The sequence below is a fragment of the Amycolatopsis sp. lyj-23 genome (genome assembly GCF_046549135.1).
Taxonomy (GTDB): Bacteria; Actinomycetota; Actinomycetes; order Mycobacteriales; family Pseudonocardiaceae; genus Amycolatopsis.
This window is the reverse complement of record NZ_JAJPWN010000016.1, coordinates 1-17,383: the sequence shown is the minus strand read 5'-3', so window position 1 is coordinate 17,383 and position 17,383 is coordinate 1. Positions and strand designations below refer to the sequence as shown.

The window sequence follows — 17,383 nt, the reverse complement described above, 5'->3', positions numbered from 1 at the left end:
ACCCCGTCCCACCGGTGGACCGGAGCGAGCCACGTATAACAGTAGTTGTGACTGATGGCCCGCTGATCGTCCAGTCCGACAAGACCGTGCTCCTGGAGGTGGACCACCCCCAGGCCGATGACGCGCGCATCGCCATTGCGCCGTTCGCCGAGCTGGAGCGCGCGCCGGAACACGTGCACACCTACCGGATCACGCCGCTGGCCTTGTGGAACGCGCGCGCGGCGGGGCACGACGCCGAGCAGGTCGTCGACGCGTTGACGACGTACTCGCGCTTCCCGGTGCCGCAGCCGCTGCTGATCGACGTCGTCGACGTCATGGGCCGGTTCGGGCGGTTGCAGATCGCCAACCACCCGGCGCACGGCCTGGTGATGTCGACCACCGACCGCGCGGTGCTGACCGAGGTGGCCCGGAACAAGAAGATCAGCCCGATGCTCGGCGCGCGGATCGACGAGGACACCGTCATCGTCCACCCGTCCGAGCGCGGGCGGCTGAAGCAGGCGCTGCTGAAGGTCGGCTGGCCGGCCGAGGACCTCGCCGGGTACGTCGACGGCGAGGCGCACCCGATCGCGCTGGACGAGACGGACTGGCAGCTGCGCGACTACCAGCGGCAGGCCGCGGAGGCGTTCTGGGCGGGCGGCTCGGGCGTCGTGGTGCTGCCGTGCGGCGCGGGCAAGACGATGGTCGGTGCGGCGGCGATGGCCAAGGCGGCGGCGACGACCCTGATCCTGGTGACGAACACGGTCGCCGGTCGGCAGTGGAAGCGCGAGCTGATCGCGCGGACGTCGCTGACGGAGGAGGAGATCGGCGAGTACTCCGGGGAGAAGAAGGAGATCCGGCCGGTCACCATCGCGACCTACCAGGTGATCACCCGCAAGACCAAGGGCGAGTACAAGCACCTGGAGCTGTTCGACTCCCGCGACTGGGGCCTGGTCGTCTACGACGAGGTCCACCTGCTGCCGGCGCCGGTGTTCCGGATGACGGCGGACCTGCAGTCCCGGCGGCGCCTCGGCCTGACGGCGACGCTGGTGCGCGAGGACGGCCGCGAAGGCGACGTCTTCTCGCTGATCGGCCCGAAGCGCTACGACGTCCCGTGGCGCGACATCGAGGCCCAGGGCTGGATCGCCCCGGCGGAGTGCACCGAGGTCCGCGTCACGCTGACCGACGCGGAGCGGCTCGAGTACGCGACGGCCGAGGCCGACGAGCGCTACAAGCTGGCCGCGACGGCGTTGACGAAGACCCCGGTGATCAAGTCGATCGTGGCCAAGCACGCGGGCGAGCCGACCCTGGTGATCGGCGCGTACCTGGACCAGCTGGAGATGCTCGGCGACGAGCTCGACGCCCCGGTGATCCAGGGCGCGACCCGCAACAAGGAGCGCGAGGAGCTGTTCGACAAGTTCCGCCGCGGCGAGATCCGCACGCTGGTCGTGTCGAAGGTGGCGAACTTCTCGATCGACCTGCCGGAGGCCTCGGTGGCGATCCAGGTCTCGGGCACGTTCGGCTCCCGCCAGGAGGAGGCCCAGCGCCTGGGCCGGCTCCTGCGTCCGAAGGGCGACGGACGGCAGGCGCACTTCTACTCGATCGTCTCGCGCGACACGGTGGACACGGAGTACGCGGCGCACCGGCAGCGGTTCCTTGCGGAGCAGGGCTACGCGTACCACATCGTGGACGCGGACGACCTGCTCCGGCCGCTGTGACGGCCGTGCCCCCTTCGGCCTAGCGAATCGTCACAGGAACAACTTCCGCAACTTTACTCTCACGCAGCACTCTGACCTGCGGTTTTGTCGATTCACTCGAACGGCTGAGCGGCTTTGTCGCTGGAAATTGTCGGACCCTCGAACTACTGTTCGACGTGCAGCAGCCGAACACAAGTTCGAGGGGACGCTCCATGACGATCGCACCGCTCCGCCCCGGTACGCCCGCACCGCCGGTCCAGACCCTCCCACCGGGGTCGTGGCACGGCCGGCTGTGGGTGTCCGACCTGCCGCTGACCCGGCCCGAGCGCTACCTGGGCTGCGTGGCCGAGTTCGAGCGGTCCGGCCTGTGGCCGGTGCTGATCCCCCACGACCAGCGGTTCGCGGCGAACGGCGAGGACTGGATCGACGACCGCGGCCGCCTGGCCCCGGCCGGCCACCGCGTGGCAACGGCCGACCCGGCGGGAGCATTGTCCCGCTGGTGGGACACATCCTGCTGCGACGGCGCCTGCCTGCGCCCGTTCGGCGCCCGGTTCCCCGGGCTGGCCAAGCGCAGCCCACGCAGGTCCGACCCGTTGGCCGAGGCGGGCAACACGGGCTCGATCCTGGCGACGCGCGCACCCCACCGGCTGGGCCTGGTCCAGACCGAGCGCCCGGCGGACATCCCGGCCCTGCTCGGCTGGACGGGCATGATCAAGTGCACGGACCAGGTGGCCGAGCTGTCGGCGGTGCTGCGCAGCTGGGAGGACCGCTTCGGGGCAACGCTGGTGGTGCTGGGGTTCGACGCGATGGAGCTGTCGGTGGCAGCACCCCCGAGGAACCAGGCAAGGGCATTGACGGTGGCGGCGGAGCACCGGGCATTCAGTTTGCCGACGTTCGCCGGGCAGCCGGGGAACCTGCGGGAGTACGCGTCGGGGTTGGTCCAGTCGCGGCACTGGCGGTTTTCCTGGGCGTGAGGGGAGGTCGGGTAGGCGGGGGGCGGGGCTGGGCTCCGCGCGGGGTAGGTCGGCGCCGGGCTGGGCTGAGCCGGACAAGCCGGGGCCGGGTTGGGGCCGGAGCCGGGCGCCGGGGACGGGCGGCCGGGCGGGCCGGGGCTGGGCTGGCCGGGGCTGAGCTGAGCCGGGCGGGGCGGGCCCGCAGGAGGCAGGTCGGCGTCGGGGCTGGGCTGAGCCGGACAAGCCGGGGCCGGATTGGGGCCGGAGCCGGGCGCCGGGGACGGGCGGCCGGGCCGGGCGGGCCGGGGCTGAGCTGAGCCGGGCGGAGCGGGCGGGCCGGGCCCGCAGGAGGCAGGTCGGCGCCGGGGCTGGGCTGAGCCGGGGACGGGCGGCCGGGCCGGGGCTGAGCTGAGCCGGGCGGGCCGGGCCGGGCGGGCCGGGCTCGCGGGAGGCAGGTCGGCGCCCGGGGCCGAGCCGCCCGGGCCGGGGCTGAGCCGAGCGGGCCGGGTCGGGGCTAAGCCGGGCGGGCCGGGGCCGCTCGGGCCGGAGCTTGGTCAGCCGGGATCGGGGCCGGAGAGCCGGGTCGGCAACCCCACCCCGCCGCCGAGCACCCACCCCAGCAGCAGGCGGCAGCGGCAGCTGGCGGCAGCGGCCGCCAGGCCGCCCCCCAAAACGAGCTGGGTGGTCATCCCGTCGCCTGAGGCCGTCAAAATCACTTTGAGCCAGGCCCGCAACCCACACCCCGACCGCAACCCAACAACGCAACCTTGCGGGCCTGGCTCAAAGTGATAGGCCTCGCCAAGGCGACGGGATGACCACCCAGCGACCCACCCGAAAAGGCAAGAGAACAGCGCCCCCAAGGCCATCCCAGAGCCTGCCCGTCCGGCGAGGACAGTCTTTGAACCCCGGCAGACCGCCACAGCCCGAGACAACCGCCCACCAACTCAGGTCACCCGTCCCAACCCCCAGCCCACCCGTCCCACCACGCCCGAGTTTGGCCACCCGACCGAACGGGAAAACCCCTCCCGGAAAGGCGGTGAGGGCGATCGCCGAGATCCGGATCGGAACCTCAGGATGGCGGTACCCGCCCTGGCGCGGGGTCTTCTACCCACCCAAGCTCGCCCAGCGGCGCGAGCTCGAGTACCTCTCGCGCCGCATGAACGCCGTCGAAATCAACGGGTCCTTCTACTCCCTCCAGCGCCCCGAGCGGTACCGCGCCTGGTTCGACGAGACCCCCGCCGACTTCGCGTTCGCCGTCAAGGGCGGCCGCTTCATCACGCACATGAAGCAACTCCGGGACGTCGAAACACCCCTCGCGAACTTCTACGCCTCCGGCGTCCTCGCCCTCGGCGCGAAGCTCGGCCCCTTCCTCTGGCAGCTCCCGCCGAGACTCGCCTTCGACCCCGAACGGCTCGAGAACTTCTTCGCCCTGCTGCCGCGCACCACCACCGAAGCCGCCCGGCTCGCGATGAAGCACGACGACAAGCTGAAAGGCACTCCCCACCTCGAAGCCGGCCCGAAGAAACCGTTGCGGCACGCCCTCGAAGTCCGGCACCCCAACTTCGCCGAACCCGCGGCCATCGACCTCCTCGAACGACACGGCATCGCGCTCGTCGTCGCCGATACCGCCGGCAAGTGGCCGTTCCTCGAGAACCAGACCGCCGACTTCGCCTACGTCCGGCTGCACGGCGACGAAGAGCTCTACGTCAGCGGCTACTCCGACCGCGCCCTGCGCGGCTGGGCCGAGAAGATCCGGACCTGGCACGACGGCGGGCGGCGTGACGTGCACGTCTACTTCGACAACGACGTCAAAGTCGAGGCTCCGCGCAACGCCGAATGCCTCGCCGACCTGCTCGGGGTCGCCCCGGTCACGAGGCAGTGAGCGCCGTCGGCTCGATCGGGCGCGCCGGCCGGGCGGTGGCATGATCGAGCTCGATGAAGGTCTACGCGATCCCCCTGCGCACCCGGTTCCGCGGCATCACCGTCCGTGAGGGCGTGCTGTTGCACGGCCCGGCGGGCTGGGGCGAGTTCTGCCCGTTCGCCGACTACTCCGACGCCGAGAGCGTGCCCTGGCTGCGGGCGGCGGTGGAAGCGACCGAAGCCGGCTGGCCCGCGCCGGTCCGCGACCGCGTCGAGGTCAACACGACGGTCCCGGTGGTCGAGCCGGCGAAGGCGTACGAACTGGTCCGCGCTTCCGGCTGCCGGACGGCGAAGGTGAAGGTCGCGGACCCGCGCGTTTCCCTTGTGGACGACTGCGCGCGGGTCGAGGCGGTGCGCGACGCGCTCGGCCCGGGCGGCGCGATCCGCGTCGACGCGAACACCGCGTGGGACGTCGACACGGCGGTGCGCGCCCTCGCGGACCTCGACAAGGCGGCGGGCGGGCTGGAGTACGCGGAACAGCCGTGCCCGTCGATCGAGGAACTGGCCGCGGTGCGGCGCCGGGTGGACGTCCGGATCGCGGCCGACGAGTCGATCCGCCGGGCCGAGGACCCGCTGAAGGTGGCGGTCGCCGGAGCGGCGGACATCGCGGTCCTGAAGGTCTCCCCCCTCGGCGGCGTGCGGCGGGCGCTGGAGGTGGCGGAGGCGTGCGGGCTGCCGTGCGTGGTGTCGTCGGCGGTGGAGACGAGCGTGGGCCTGGCGGCCGGCCTGGCGTTGGCGGGCGCCCTGCCGTCGCTGGAGTTCGCTTGTGGACTCGGCACGCTTTCCTTGCTGGAAGGGGACGTCTGCGCTTCGCCGTTGTCCCCTGTGGACGGATACCTCCCGGTCCCGCGCACGGCACCGGAGCCGTCCGCGGTCTACGCGGCGACGCCCGAAGTCGCGGCGGCCTGGGAAGCCCGGCTGAACCGGGTCCGCGCGCTGAGCTGAGCACGTGGTTTTCCCCGAGGGAAGTTCAGGGTCGGCATCCGGGCCGTTCCCGATACCGGACCGCGCCCCCGGACGACACCATTGAGCCATGACCAACAGCGTGTACACCCCGGAAACCACCAAGAAGCTCCGCCGCAGCCGGACCGACAAGATGCTCACCGGCGTCTGCGGGGGCTGGGCCACCTACCTCGGCGTCGATGCCAACGTCCTGCGCATCGGGCTCGTCGCCGCCGTTTTCCTCTCCGTCGGCATCGCCATTCCCATCTACGTCGCCGCCGCCATCCTGACGCCGGAAGAGGACTCCTGAACGCGGGCGGGCTCCGGCTCGCAGGGGGAGCCGGGGCCCGCCGGGGGCCGGGGACGCACTGAGATCAACTCGCAGGACAACCCGCGCCGGGGGGCGCGGGTCGGGGGGACGCCGCCGTCGGGGGACGCGGTGGGCACGGAAACGATCGGCCCGGACGCCAGGGGACGTCCGGGCCGTTCGGTCGTGGCCGTTGGGCCGAGTGGCCCAAAACCACGGCGCGGATCCCGTTGGAGGGACTAGATTCGCGCTCGTGGATCACGGAAACACCGCACCGAAGGTCGTCGTCGGGATCTTGGGCGGGTTGTACCTGATCGCCGGGCTGGGGCTGACCGCCTTCGCCGCCTACGCCGTGCTGTCCGCCGGGGACCCCGCCGGGGCCAAGGCCGCCAAGACCGTGCTCTACACCGCCGCGGGGCTGGCGATCTGGGTCCTGCTCACCGGCATCGGTGCCATCGTCGTCGGGATGGAAGCCGACGAGAAGAGCACCGCCTGGCTCGGGGGCCTCGGCGTGCTCGCGCTCGGCGTCGTCATCGCCGGCGCCTACGCCGTCTGGTTCTTCACCCGCCCATGAGAAACGCCCGGCCCGCCGAAGCGGACCGGGCGTTCGAAGCAGCCGGACTCAGAAGTCCATGCCACCCATGCCACCGGACGGGTCGGCGGGAGCGGCCGAAGCCTTCTCCGGCTTGTCCGCCACGACGGCCTCGGTGGTCAGGAACAGCGCCGCGATGGAGGCGGCGTTCTGCAGCGCGGAGCGGGTGACCTTCGTCGGGTCCGGCACGCCGGCGGCGAGCAGGTCCTCGTAGACACCCGTGGCGGCGTTGAGGCCGTGACCCTGCGGCAGGCCCTTGACCTTCTCCACCACGACGCCGCCCTCGAGGCCGGCGTTGATCGCGATCTGCTTGAGCGGGGCCTCGACGGCCACCTTGACGATGTTGGCGCCAGTGGCCTCGTCGCCCTCGAGCTTCAGGCCCGCGAACGCGGCTTCGGCGGCCTGGATCAGGGCCACGCCACCACCGGCGACGATGCCCTCTTCCACGGCGGCCTTCGCGTTGCGCACCGCGTCCTCGATGCGGTGCTTGCGCTCCTTGAGCTCGACCTCGGTCGCGGCGCCGGCCTTGATGACGGCCACGCCGCCGGCCAGCTTCGCGAGCCGCTCCTGCAGCTTCTCGCGGTCGTAGTCCGAGTCCGAGTTCTCGATCTCGGCGCGGATCTGGTTGACGCGACCCTGGATCTGGTCGGCGTCGCCCGCACCCTCGACGATGGTCGTCTCGTCCTTGGTGATGACGGCCTTGCGGGCCTTGCCCAGCAGGGACAGGTCCGCGTTCTCCAGCTTGAGGCCGACGTCCTCGGAGATGACCTGGCCACCGGTCAGGATCGCGATGTCCTGCAGGATCGCCTTGCGGCGGTCACCGAAGCCCGGGGCCTTGACGGCGACGGACTTGAAGGTGCCGCGCATCTTGTTGACGATGAGGGTGGCCAGGGCCTCGCCCTCGACGTCCTCGGCGATGATCAGCAGCGGCTTGCCGGACTGGATGACCTTCTCCAGCAGCGGCAGGACGTCCTTGACGGTGGAGATCTTGGAGCCGAAGAGGAGGATGTACGGGTCCTCGAGCTCGGCTTCCTGACGCTCCGGGTCGGTCACGAAGTAACCGGAGATGTAGCCCTTGTCGAAGCGCATGCCCTCGGTGAGCTCGAGCTCGAGGCCGAAGGTGTTGCTCTCCTCGACGGTGACGACGCCTTCCTTGCCGACCTTGTCCAGCGCCTCGGCGATCAGCTCGCCGATGGTGCGGTCAGCGGCCGAGATCGAGGCGGTAGCAGCGATCTGCTCCTTGGTCTCGATCTGGACGGCGGCCTTGTGCAGCTGCTCGGTGATGGCCTCGACGGCCGCTTCGATGCCGCGCTTCAGGCTGATGGGGTCGGCGCCGGCCGCGACGTTGCGCAGGCCTTCCTTGACCAGGGCCTGGGCGAGCACGGTGGCGGTGGTGGTGCCGTCACCCGCGACGTCGTCGGTCTTCTTGGCAACTTCCTTGACGAGCTCGGCCCCGATCTTCTCCCACGGGTCCTCGAGCTCGATCTCCTTGGCGATGGAGACGCCGTCGTTGGTGATGGTCGGCGCGCCCCACTTCTTTTCGAGCACGACGTTCCGGCCCCGCGGGCCGAGGGTCACCTTGACGGCTTCGGCGAGGGTGTTCAAGCCGCGCTCGAGACCGCGGCGGGCGTCCTCGTCGAACGCGATCAGTTTGGCCATTGCGGTGTGGTCCTCCGGTATTGGGCGCAGCCGCCGCGCTGTGGTTCTTGCAGCGGCGGCAGCAGGACTCTTCCTCGGCCAGGCTCGGTGCCCGCGACGGACGACTGGACCCGGGTGGGGGTTCAGCCTCACCGTCCCGACCTTTGGCACTCGACGGCGTCGAGTGCCAAGTCCGTGTTTAGCACTCTCGGGGGGAGAGTGCAAGAAGCCCAGCTCAGCGTCGCACGATCTCGCGAAGTCTCAGCTGCTCGGCTTGATGCTGATCGACGTCGGGGGCGCGTTCAGCGACGACGTCGGGTGGCCCTGCGAGTCGCCGCCGGGGCCGACCGGGATGTTCGGGGCCGTCGTCTGGCCGCCGCCACCGTTGCCACCGTCGCCGAACAGGAAGATCGCCCCGACGACCAGGCCGGCCACGACCACCAGGCCGAGCACGGCGAAGAGCCACTTCTTGCCGCCGCCGCTCTTCGGCTGGTGGAACGCACCCGCACCACCGGCGGGCATGGGCGGGCGCAGGCGCATCGGGTCCTGGCCGTAGCCCGGCGGGGGCAGCCCCGGCTGCTGCGGGTAGCCGTAGCCCTGGGGCGGCATCCCCTGCGGGTGCATCCCCTGCTGCGGCGGCGGGTAGCCGTACCCGGGCGGTGGGCCCTGCGGCGGCATCCCCGGCGGCGGCCCCTGCGGACCACCGGGCCCGTGCGGCCCTTGGCCGTAGCCGGGCTGCTGCTGTCCTCCGTACGGGTGCACGGGGGCCCCCTCTCCCTGCGGTGCGCTGTTCTGGTGCGGCCCTTGTTGTACCTGACCAGGACGCTGCGGCGCGGGGATTCCGCCCGAATGGGACCCGGGCGGACCCGGCGGGGTGTCGGACGTGGCGAGGGGGCCGAGCGCGCGGCGCGCGGCCGCGACCATCTCGACGCAGCTGGGGTAGCGGTCGGCCGGGTTCTTGGCCATGCCGCGCCGGATCACCTCGTCGATCGACGGCGGCAGCGCGACGGCGCGGGAGATCGCGGGCGGCTCGCCGTTGAGGTGCCCCTTGATCACCGTCGGGACGTCGCCCTTGAACGGCGGGCTGCCGGTGAGGCAGGCGTAGAGGACGCACGTCAGCGCGTACTGGTCGGTCCGCCCGTCCAGCGGCTCCCCGCGCAGGTGTTCGGGAGCCGCGTACGTGGGCGAGCCGAGGAAGTCGCCGCCGCGCGTCCGGTGCCCGGTCGCGCCGCGCCGCGTCAGCCCGAAGTCGGCCACGTACACGTGCTCGCGCGACGTTTCCTTCTTCGTCACGAGCACGTTCGCCGGCTTGACGTCGAGGTGGACCAGACCACGGTTGTGCAGCGTGTCGAGCGCGTCCGCGACCTGGTCGAGCATCGTCAGGGCGCGCGCGGGTGCGATCGGGCCCGCCGAGATCAACCCGGCGAGATCGCCGCCGTCGACCATGCGCATGGCGATGTAGAGCATGCCGTCGAGCTCGCCGAAGTCGTACAGCGGCACGACGTTGGCGTGGTCGATCGCGGACGTGTTGCGCGCCTCGTCGACGAACCGTTCGCGGAACTCGGCGTCGGCCCCGAGGTGGTCACCGATGACCTTCAGGGCCACCTTGCGGCCGAGCCGCACGTCGGTGGCCTTGTAGGTCACGCTCATGCCGCCCTTGCCGAGCACCCCGTCGATGCGGTAGTTGCCCAGCCGGCGACCGGTGAGGTCCCCCGACACTTCGCCTGTCACGCCCGCAGCCTAACGTCCCTGGTTCGGCGCCTGCCGGGGGTTCACCGATCAGCGGCGGGGTGTGCTACGAAACCTTGCGCACGTCGGCTGCCTGACTACGACCATCGCGGCCGGACTGCACTTCGAACTCGACCCGGTCGCCTTCGTCCAGAGTGCGGAATCCTTCGGACTGGATGGCCGAATAGTGGACGAACACGTCCGGGCCCTCCGTGGATTCGATGAACCCGTAGCCCTTTTCCGAGTTGAACCACTTGACGGTGCCGACAGCCACGGCGCCCTCCCTCAGCACAAAGGATCCGCTGGCCCGAGCGGATGCCAGCGGCGGAGTGTCAATCACGCTACCGGAATTATTGTCCGCGGCAATGGGCAATTCGTCCGAAGATCACGAACCCGAAAGGCGTCTGTTCCGCGCGTGCACGAGCACCGTCCCGGGACCCGCGAAGTCGACCGCGAGCCCCTCGCCGGTGCGCAGCGACTGCGCTCCACCGGGATCGAGGGCCCGCAACCGGCACTGCACGGTGTCCGGGTAGGCGAGCAGGTAGTCCGGCCGGACCGTGACCAGCTCGCCCTTGCCGAGCTCGAACGCGTCCACCGGGCCCGGCGCGGCCAGCACGAGCGGCCCGGTTCCGCTGTAGTGGTCCAGGAACCCCGAGTCGGCGCCGAACATCTGCTGCAGCGGCACCCACCCGCTGTCGTGCCGGACCGACGAGGGCTGCACCAGCACGGCGTCGCGGTGCACCGACCAGCCCGTGCCCCCGCCGACGTCGAGCGGGTAGACGTCGCCGGGGCGCAGCGGCGCGAAGTCGATCCAGCCGCCGTCGGACGGCGCGGTGTAGACGGCGGTCGCCGGCTTGCCCGCGCGGGCGCCACCGCGGCCCGACGGCGTCTCGGTGACGCCGAACCGGCTGGCGAGCAGGGTTTCCGGCGCGGCCCGCACGGCCTCGCCCGGGTCCAGCAGGACGCGGGCGACGCCGAAGGCGGGCGTGTGCCGGGTCTGGACGCGCATCAGCGTGACGGGACGTGGGAGACGAGCCAGCTGATCAGCTGGGACGGGTTGCGCGTCTGCGTCATGATCTGGCCGGGGCCGACGAAGTCGAACACGAGCCCTTCGCCGCTCTTCATCGACTGGATGATGCCCTGGGCGACCTTCCGGATCTGGTACTGCACGGTGTCGGCGTAGGCGACGACGTGCCCGGTGTCGATGGTCACCATCTCGCCCTGCTGCAACGTGATCGTCTCGACCGCGCCGTAGCAGCTGACGAGCAGCTGGCCCTGACCGGTGGCGTGGGTCAGGAACCCGCCCTCGCCGCCCATCAGGTTCTTCATCCCGCCCCACTTGGTTTCGGTCTGCACGCCGTGCGAGGACGCGAGCCAGCAGCCGCGGGTGACGGCCCAGCCGGTGCGGCCGTCGAGGGTGATCACCTGGATGTCGCCGGGCAGGTTCGCGGCGACGTCGACCCAGCCGCCGTTCTGCGGTGCAGTGAAGGTGGAGATGAAGAAGGACTCGCCGGAGAGGAACGCGCGGCCGAGGCCCTTCATGATCCCGCCCTGCGCCTGCGACTGCACCTGCACGCCGTAGCTGGTGGCCATCATCGCGCCGGACTCGACCTGGCACGGCTCACCGGGCGCCAGCATCAGCCGGGCGACGGCGAACGAAGGCTGTTGACGGATTCCGACCTGCATGCGTGCTCCCCATCGGCGTGCCTGTGACGGGGCAGAGTCTTGCACGCGCCCGAAAGCCGGGGAGGATGGTCCGGTGATCTCCGTCGACGACTACCGCGACCGGGTTGCCGCACTACTGGGCACCTCCCCCGCGACCGCCCTGCCCCTCGCCGCCGCGGCCGGTCTCGTCCTGGCCGAGGACGTGACGGCGACCGTGTCACTGCCGCCCTTCGACAACTCCGCGATGGACGGCTACGCGGTGCGCGCGGCCGACGTGCCGGCCGCGCCGGTGACCCTGCCGGTCGCCGACGACATCCCGGCCGGCCGCGTCGACGTCCGGCCGCTCGAACCGGGCACCGCGCACCGGATCATGACCGGCGCGCCGCTGCCGCCGGGCGCGGACGCGGTCGTCATGGTCGAAGACACCGACGGCGGCACGGAAACCGTCACCATTTCGGCGCCCGCACGCGAAGCCGCGCACATCCGCCGGACCGGCGAGGACGTCGTCGCCGGCAGCGTCGCCCTGCACGCAGGCACGGTGCTGGGCCACTCCCAGCTGGGCCTGGCGGCCGCGGTCGGGCTCGCCGAAGTGCGGGTGCACCGGCCGCTGCGGGTGCTGGTGGCCTCGACCGGCACCGAGCTGATCGACGCGCCGGCCCCGCTGCGCCACGGCCAGATCTACGAGTCCAACAGCGTCATGCTCGCCGCGGCGATCCGCGGCCTCGGCTGCGAGGTCGAGGTGGTCCGCAGCGTCGTCGACGACGTCGAGGAGTTCCGGAAGGTCATCGAGCCGAAGCTGGCCGGCGCCGACCTGCTGGTCACCTCCGGCGGTGTCAGCGCGGGCGCTTACGAAGTGGTGAAGGACGCCCTGACCGGCCAGGGCGTCGAGTTCGCGAAGATCGCGATGCAGCCGGGCGGCCCGCAGGGCAGCGGACGCTGGCAGGGCGTGCCCGTGGTGGCGCTGCCCGGCAACCCGGTCAGCGTGCTCGTGTCCTTCGAGGCGTTCCTGCGCCCGGCGATCCTGACGGCCTTGGGCCACACCGACGTCTCCCGCCGCCGGGTGCGCGCCCGGCTGACCGAGGAGATGAGCTCGCCGCCCGGACGCCGCCAGTACCGCCGGGGCGTCTTCGCGCCGTCCGACCGGGAGGTCACCGGGATCGTCGGGCCGCGCGGCGGGCCGGGCTCGCACCTGCTGGCCGCGTTCACCCAGGCCAACTGCCTGATCGTGCTCCCGGAGGACGTCACGTCGGCTGCGGTTGGGGAAGAGGTGGACGTCCTGCTGCTCTGACCGGGAAGTCGCGCAGCTTCCGGTAGGGCGCGAGCAGCGGCAGCGCGAGGATCGCCACTCCCGCGGCCGCCCAGAGGGTCTCGCGGATGCCGATCGCCTCGCCCAGCAGGCCGCCGAGGACCCCGGCGAGCGGAATCGACCCGTAGTTGACGATCGACATGCTGGAGTTGACCCGGCTGAACAGCTCGGGCGGGCAGTACTGCTGCCGGAACGTCGTCACCAGCACGTTGCCGGCGACGACACCGCCGCACACCCCGAACAGCGCGAGCCCGAACGGCACCAGGCCCCAGCCGGGCCCGCTCAGCGGCCCGAGCAGCAGCATCGGTGCCGCGGAGACCTCGCACAGCAGCCACGCGCGCACGGCGCCGAGGCGCGCGGCGAGCCGTCCGGCCGCGGCCGCGCCCACCACCCCGCCGGACGCACCCAGCGCCAGGACCAGTCCCACGAGCCCGGGCGCGGCCCCGAGCGTCCGGGACAGGAACACGATCTGGATGGCGCTGTAGCCGGTGAGCGCGAGGTTCGAGACAGCGCCGAAGGTGATCAGCGACCGCAGGTACCGGTCGGCGGCGACGAACCGGAGTCCCTCGGCGATCTGGCTGCGCAGCGGCGCGCGCTCGCCGGGGTCGACGGTTTCGCGCGCCCGGATCGCCCGCACGCACAACACGGAGACGCCGAAGCTGACCGCGTCCGCCAGGATGCCGCTGACCGGCCCGAACGCCTGGGCCAGCAGCCCGGCCAGGCCCGGTCCGGCGACCTGGGTCGCGGACTCGCTGCCCTGCAGCTTCGCGTTCGCTTCGAGGAGTTCGCCGTCACTGACGAGCGCCGGGAGGTAGGCGCGGTAAGCGAGGGTGAAGAACACCTTGGCGACCCCGCCGAGCAACGCGGCGGCCAGCAGGTAGGCCATGGTGAGCGCGCCGAACGCGGCGACGACGGGGACGCTGCCGAACACCGCCATCGACACCGTGTTGCAGAGCAGCATGACCGGGCGCTTCGCCAGCCGGTCGACCCACGCGCCGGCGGGCAGGCCGATCACCAGCCACGGCAGCCAGGCGACCGCGGTGAGCAGCGCGACTTCGAACGTGCTCGCCTGCAGCGTGACCACCGCCACCAGCGGTAACGCCGTGCTCGCGACCATGCTGCCGAGCATGCTGGTGGTCTCGCCGGTCCACAGCAGCCGGAAGTCGCGGTTCCCCCAGAGGCCCTTCACGGCCGGCCCAGCGACGCTCGCGCGGCGAAGAAGACCGGGCGGCGCTCGACGCCGTCGCCGGGTTCGGTCCGGTTCTCGAACTCGCTGATCAGCAGGAAGATCCGCTCGTTGAGCTCGTCCAGCTCCTCGCGCGAGAGCCGCACCCACGTGTCGATGCTGAACGGCGCCCCGCGCCACTGTTCGGGATAGGTCTCCCGGCTGGCGATCCATTCACGGGCGACCGCCGTCTGGTGGTCGAGCACGAGGACCTCGGCGGCTTCGGCGACCGGGTCGCCGGGGAAGTCGGCCGAGGCCCACCGCAGCGTCCTGGCACTGCGCTTCCACCAGCGTTCGCGCTGGTCGCGGGCGAGTTCCGGAGCCTCCTCGACCAGCTTCGCGGCGGCCAGGACCTTCATGTGGTGGCTGACGTTGCCGACCGCCTGGCCGGTCTTCGCGGCGAGCATCGACGCCGTCGCCGGGCCGTCGAGGTGGAGCAGTTCCAGGAGCCGGCGGCGCAGCTGGTGGGACATGGCGGCGAGCACCTTGGAATCCCGGATCTCCCGGATGTCTTCGGTCATGACGCACAAGAGTAGTTGCACAACAACTCTTGTGCAATGGCGCTTGTGCAACCGCTCGCGTAAGCTCCCGCCATGGCTTTCGTCGCTTGGGTGATCTTCGGCGCCGTCGTCGGCTGGATCGCGAACCTGGTCGTCGGCGGACGAGCGCGCCCGCGCCTCGGTTGCCTGGTCAGCGTGCTCGTGGGGATCGTCGGCGCGGCGCTGGGCGGGCTGCTCTACCGGCTCGCCACCGGCCAGGCGCGGACGTTCGACTTCGACTTCCCGAGCTTCGGCGTGGCCATCCTCGGCGCGGTCGTGCTGCTGGCGATCCTGCGGCTCGCGGGCGGCTTGGCCCGGCGTCCGAGTGACCGTTCGTAACATTTGCCGGACGAAACGTGATCAACCGGCCGTCCGACGCTAGACTGCTTCCTCACGCGCATCTCCCGGTGGCCGGGTGCGTGCGCCGTCGGGGGGCGGATGCACCCGGCCCCGGTTCCTGGCTTTCGCCGCCTGCTTCGCTTCGATGACGACGTCGACCGCGCGCACCGGGTCGACGAGCGACCGCGCGGGCACCTCGTCGATCTCCCGACGCCACGCGCCCAGGAGCTCGCGAAGCCGGGCTTCGGCGGGGTCTCGGCGGTCGTCCATCGGTCCTCACAGGTCACGCGGGGCAGCGCCCCGAACGGCGGCAACTACTCAGTGTCATCGGTGAAATCGACCTTGCGTTACGACCGGGCGATCATTCCCACCCGCCGCGGTGACCCCCTCGCGGAGGAGCCGCCGGGGGCGCACGGACACCCTCACCTGGGGCAGCGGTAGCGTGGGGGCGCCCGTACGCGGCCGCCGGACGCCCGGCGCCCACCGTTCTTCCGACACGAAACCAGGGGACCCGACCATGAGCGGCACCCGGCCGGAGCCCGCCGGCAACCCAGTCGCGCACGCCCTCCAGCTCGCCCGCGAAACGCTGCCGCCGATGCACCCCGCGGGTCGCCCGTTCGTGGCGGGCGGCGTCGCCGCGACGCTGCTCGCCCGCCGGTTCTCCAAGCGCCTCGGGCTCGTCGGTGCGCTGGCGACCGTGGCCACGGCGGCGTTCTTCCGCGAGCCGAAGCGCGTCCCGCCGCCGCGTGACGGCGTCGCGCTCGCCTCGGCCGACGGTCTCGTCTCGCTGATCGAGGAAGCCGTCCCGCCCGCCGAGCTCGGCCTGCCCGCCGAGCCGCGGATGCGCGTGTCGGTGTTCCTCTCGGTGTTCGACGTGCACGTCCAGCGCGTGCCGGCGAACGGCGTGATCGAGCGCGTGGCCTACCGGCCGGGCAAGTTCCTGTCCGCCGACCTGGACAAGGCCAGCGACGACAACGAACGCAACTCCGTGCTCATGCGCACCGAAGACGGCCACGAGCTCGTCGTCGTGCAGATCGCCGGCCTGGTCGCGCGCCGCATCCTCTGCGAGATCAGCGAGGGCGACAAGGTCGCGGCCGCGTCGACGTACGGCATCATCCGGTTCGGTTCGCGGGTCGACCTCTACCTGCCGCCGGGCTCGACGGTGCTGGTCAGCAAGGGCCAGCGCACGGTCGGCGGCGAGACGGTCATCGCCGAGCTCCCTGCCGCGCCCGCGAAAGGCTGATCGATGGTCCGCGTGACCACCCCGGGTGTCCGGCTGCTGCCGAACGCCATCACCGTGCTGGCGCTGTGCGCGGGCCTGTCGGCCGTGCAGTTCGCGCTGACCAGGAACTACGCGATGGCCATCGCCTCGATCGGCATCGCGGCGGTGCTCGACAGCCTCGACGGCCGGATCGCGCGTCTGTTGGACGCGACGTCGAAGATGGGCGCGGAGCTGGACTCGCTGTCCGACGGCATCTCGTTCGGCGTCGCGCCGGCGCTGGTGATCTACGTCTGGCAGACGGGCGCGGACCGGATCGGCTGGGTGGCGTCGCTGATCTTCGCCGTCTGCATGATCCTGCGGCTCGCCCGGTTCAACACGCTGCTGGACGACACCGAGCAGCCGCCGTACGCGAGCGAGTTCTTCGTCGGCGTCCCGGCGCCCGCCGGTGGCCTGCTGGGGATGCTGCCGCTGGTGGCGTACCTGCAGTGGGGCGAGGGCTGGTGGTCTTCGCAGTACGTCGTGTGGGCGTGGACGGTCGCCATCGCGGCCCTGCTGATCAGCCGCATCCCGACGTTGTCGCTCAAAACGGTCAAGGCGCCGGCGAGGGCGATCGCGCCGCTGCTGCTCGGCGTCGCCCTGCTGGCGGCAGCGATCATCCAGTTCCCGCTGGTCGCCCTGCTCGTGGCGATGGTGCTGTACCTGGCGCACATCCCGTACTCGATATACCGGCACCGCTGGCTGGCGGCGCACCCGGAGGCCTGGACGGTCCCGCCCAGCGAGCGCCGCGCGATCCGCCGCGCCCGCTCGTCCCGCCGCCTCGGCCTCCGGCCTCCGCTGCGCCGCCGCGTCGCGGGCGCGGCGATGCGCGCGGTCCGCCTCCCGCGCGAAACAACCCGCGTCCCCCGCAGCACCTCGGAGAACGGCCAGCGCCGCCGAACCTGGCGCCAGATCGGCCTCCGCCGCAAGTAACCCGATGCCCCTCCAGTCACGCGAGATGCCTCCTCAATCACGCGAGATGCCCCTCGGATCACGCGAGTTCCGCCTCCAATCACGCGAGACACGGATCGGGACACGCGAGATCGGGTCCTGATCACGCCAACCGACCCTCCAGGTACGCAAACCGACCCTCCAGGTACGCAAACCGACCCTCCGGGTACGCGAGCCGACCCTCCAGGTACGGGCATCACCCGTGATCCGGGGGGCATCATGTGGAGTTGCCCCGGTGAGGCGGACACGGGTTTTTCAGGCAGCCAGGGCCTGACGGTAGCTGGTTCGGGCTTCGGCTGGGGTGTGGTGGCCGACCGTTGAGTGCAGCCGGTTGTGGTTGTAGTAGC

Annotated in this window: 18 protein-coding genes; 10 read left to right on the top strand and 8 right to left on the bottom strand. The window is 71.7% G+C overall.

All coding sequences use genetic code 11. The features are described 5' to 3' along the window. Positions 1 to 47 precede the first annotated feature (47 nt). The 6 genes from ACLJPY_RS34525 to ACLJPY_RS34500 all read left to right on the top strand — a co-directional run bounded on the left by ACLJPY_RS34525 (position 48) and on the right by ACLJPY_RS34500 (position 6,369). The gene (locus ACLJPY_RS34525) at positions 48 to 1,694 is read left to right on the top strand and encodes a DNA repair helicase XPB (RefSeq protein WP_410595094.1); all 1,647 of its coding nucleotides are present in this window, start codon (positions 48 to 50) and stop codon (positions 1,692 to 1,694) included. A 191-nt stretch (positions 1,695 to 1,885) separates the two neighbouring features. Next, entirely contained in the window at positions 1,886 to 2,647 is a 762-nt protein-coding gene (locus ACLJPY_RS34520; protein ID WP_410595092.1) for a DUF4253 domain-containing protein, read from the top strand. A 1,015-nt stretch (positions 2,648 to 3,662) separates the two neighbouring features. Beyond that, positions 3,663 to 4,508, top strand: coding sequence for a DUF72 domain-containing protein (locus tag ACLJPY_RS34515; protein WP_410595090.1), 846 nt, complete (start codon positions 3,663 to 3,665; stop codon positions 4,506 to 4,508). Between the two features lie 53 nt (positions 4,509 to 4,561). After that, positions 4,562 to 5,491 carry an o-succinylbenzoate synthase gene (locus tag ACLJPY_RS34510; protein ID WP_410595088.1) on the top strand — a complete coding sequence of 310 codons (930 nt, stop codon included), beginning with the start codon at positions 4,562 to 4,564 and terminating at the stop codon, positions 5,489 to 5,491. Between the two features lie 88 nt (positions 5,492 to 5,579). Further along, positions 5,580 to 5,798, top strand: a complete 219-nt coding sequence (locus ACLJPY_RS34505; protein WP_410564197.1) for a PspC domain-containing protein — start codon at positions 5,580 to 5,582, stop codon at positions 5,796 to 5,798. A gap of 250 nt (positions 5,799 to 6,048) precedes the next feature. Beyond that, entirely contained in the window at positions 6,049 to 6,369 is a 321-nt protein-coding gene (locus ACLJPY_RS34500) for a hypothetical protein (RefSeq protein ID WP_410595086.1), read from the top strand. A gap of 48 nt (positions 6,370 to 6,417) precedes the next feature. On the opposite strand, the gene groL is transcribed toward ACLJPY_RS34500, so the two are convergent. From groL to ACLJPY_RS34475, 5 genes are all read right to left on the bottom strand, one after another. Further along, complete coding sequence (gene groL, locus ACLJPY_RS34495) at positions 6,418 to 8,046, bottom strand: chaperonin GroEL (RefSeq protein WP_043776303.1); 1,629 nt, start codon at positions 8,044 to 8,046, stop codon at positions 6,418 to 6,420. Between the two features lie 240 nt (positions 8,047 to 8,286). Then, the gene (locus tag ACLJPY_RS34490; RefSeq protein WP_410595084.1) at positions 8,287 to 9,756 is read right to left on the bottom strand and encodes a serine/threonine-protein kinase; all 1,470 of its coding nucleotides are present in this window, start codon (positions 9,754 to 9,756) and stop codon (positions 8,287 to 8,289) included. A gap of 64 nt (positions 9,757 to 9,820) precedes the next feature. Next, positions 9,821 to 10,027: a cold-shock protein gene (locus ACLJPY_RS34485; protein WP_003085446.1), complete on the bottom strand. Its 207-nt coding sequence runs from the start codon at positions 10,025 to 10,027 to the stop codon at positions 9,821 to 9,823. Positions 10,028 to 10,138: 111 nt separating this feature from the next. Continuing rightward, positions 10,139 to 10,762 carry an AIM24 family protein gene (locus ACLJPY_RS34480; RefSeq protein ID WP_410595082.1) on the bottom strand — a complete coding sequence of 208 codons (624 nt, stop codon included), beginning with the start codon at positions 10,760 to 10,762 and terminating at the stop codon, positions 10,139 to 10,141. Beyond that, complete coding sequence (locus ACLJPY_RS34475; RefSeq protein ID WP_410595080.1) at positions 10,762 to 11,439, bottom strand: TIGR00266 family protein; 678 nt, start codon at positions 11,437 to 11,439, stop codon at positions 10,762 to 10,764. Before ACLJPY_RS34475 ends, ACLJPY_RS34480 begins: the two co-directional genes overlap by 1 nt. Before the next feature lie 73 nt (positions 11,440 to 11,512). Between ACLJPY_RS34475 and glp the strand changes: the two genes are divergently transcribed. Next, positions 11,513 to 12,706, top strand: coding sequence for a gephyrin-like molybdotransferase Glp (gene glp / locus ACLJPY_RS34470; RefSeq protein ID WP_410595078.1), 1,194 nt, complete (start codon positions 11,513 to 11,515; stop codon positions 12,704 to 12,706). Here glp and ACLJPY_RS34465 read toward each other — a convergent pair. After that, on the bottom strand, positions 12,660 to 13,913 hold the full coding sequence (locus tag ACLJPY_RS34465) for an MFS transporter (protein ID WP_410595076.1): 1,254 nt from the start codon (positions 13,911 to 13,913) through the stop codon (positions 12,660 to 12,662). The two genes, glp and ACLJPY_RS34465, sit on opposite strands and share 47 nt — an antisense overlap. Beyond that, entirely contained in the window at positions 13,910 to 14,470 is a 561-nt protein-coding gene (locus tag ACLJPY_RS34460; protein ID WP_410595074.1) for a helix-turn-helix domain-containing protein, read from the bottom strand. Before ACLJPY_RS34460 ends, ACLJPY_RS34465 begins: the two co-directional genes overlap by 4 nt. Positions 14,471 to 14,542: 72 nt before the next feature. On the opposite strand from ACLJPY_RS34460, the gene ACLJPY_RS34455 reads away from it, so the two are divergent. Next, a complete protein-coding gene (locus ACLJPY_RS34455) occupies positions 14,543 to 14,827 on the top strand; it encodes a GlsB/YeaQ/YmgE family stress response membrane protein (protein ID WP_410595072.1) in 285 nt (94 codons plus the stop codon). A gap of 39 nt (positions 14,828 to 14,866) precedes the next feature. Here ACLJPY_RS34455 and ACLJPY_RS34450 read toward each other — a convergent pair whose 3' ends face one another. Continuing rightward, positions 14,867 to 15,097, bottom strand: coding sequence for a hypothetical protein (locus ACLJPY_RS34450; protein ID WP_410595070.1), 231 nt, complete (start codon positions 15,095 to 15,097; stop codon positions 14,867 to 14,869). Positions 15,098 to 15,344: 247 nt separating this feature from the next. Between ACLJPY_RS34450 and ACLJPY_RS34445 the strand changes: the two genes are divergently transcribed. Then, entirely contained in the window at positions 15,345 to 16,070 is a 726-nt protein-coding gene (locus ACLJPY_RS34445; RefSeq protein ID WP_410564182.1) for a phosphatidylserine decarboxylase, read from the top strand. A gap of 3 nt (positions 16,071 to 16,073) precedes the next feature. Next, positions 16,074 to 17,018, top strand: a complete 945-nt coding sequence (gene pssA / locus ACLJPY_RS34440) for a CDP-diacylglycerol--serine O-phosphatidyltransferase (protein WP_410595068.1) — start codon at positions 16,074 to 16,076, stop codon at positions 17,016 to 17,018. Positions 17,019 to 17,383 lie beyond the last annotated feature (365 nt).

Excerpts from the sequence above, each read along its gene's own strand:
- ACLJPY_RS34510 (WP_410595088.1), top strand. The coding sequence starts at position 4,562 with ATGAAGGTCTACGCGATCCCCCTGCGCACCCGGTTCCGCGGCATCACC.
- pssA (WP_410595068.1), top strand. The coding sequence starts at position 16,074 with ATGGTCCGCGTGACCACCCCGGGTGTCCGGCTGCTGCCGAACGCCATC.
- ACLJPY_RS34505 (WP_410564197.1), top strand. The coding sequence starts at position 5,580 with ATGACCAACAGCGTGTACACCCCGGAAACCACCAAGAAGCTCCGCCGC.
- ACLJPY_RS34480 (WP_410595082.1), bottom strand. The coding sequence starts at position 10,762 with ATGCGCGTCCAGACCCGGCACACGCCCGCCTTCGGCGTCGCCCGCGTC.
- ACLJPY_RS34455 (WP_410595072.1), top strand. The coding sequence starts at position 14,543 with ATGGCTTTCGTCGCTTGGGTGATCTTCGGCGCCGTCGTCGGCTGGATC.
- groL (WP_043776303.1), bottom strand. The coding sequence starts at position 8,046 with ATGGCCAAACTGATCGCGTTCGACGAGGACGCCCGCCGCGGTCTCGAG.
- ACLJPY_RS34450 (WP_410595070.1), bottom strand. The coding sequence starts at position 15,097 with ATGGACGACCGCCGAGACCCCGCCGAAGCCCGGCTTCGCGAGCTCCTG.
- ACLJPY_RS34475 (WP_410595080.1), bottom strand. The coding sequence starts at position 11,439 with ATGCAGGTCGGAATCCGTCAACAGCCTTCGTTCGCCGTCGCCCGGCTG.
- ACLJPY_RS34520 (WP_410595092.1), top strand. The coding sequence starts at position 1,886 with ATGACGATCGCACCGCTCCGCCCCGGTACGCCCGCACCGCCGGTCCAG.
- ACLJPY_RS34445 (WP_410564182.1), top strand. The coding sequence starts at position 15,345 with ATGAGCGGCACCCGGCCGGAGCCCGCCGGCAACCCAGTCGCGCACGCC.
- ACLJPY_RS34460 (WP_410595074.1), bottom strand. The coding sequence starts at position 14,470 with ATGACCGAAGACATCCGGGAGATCCGGGATTCCAAGGTGCTCGCCGCC.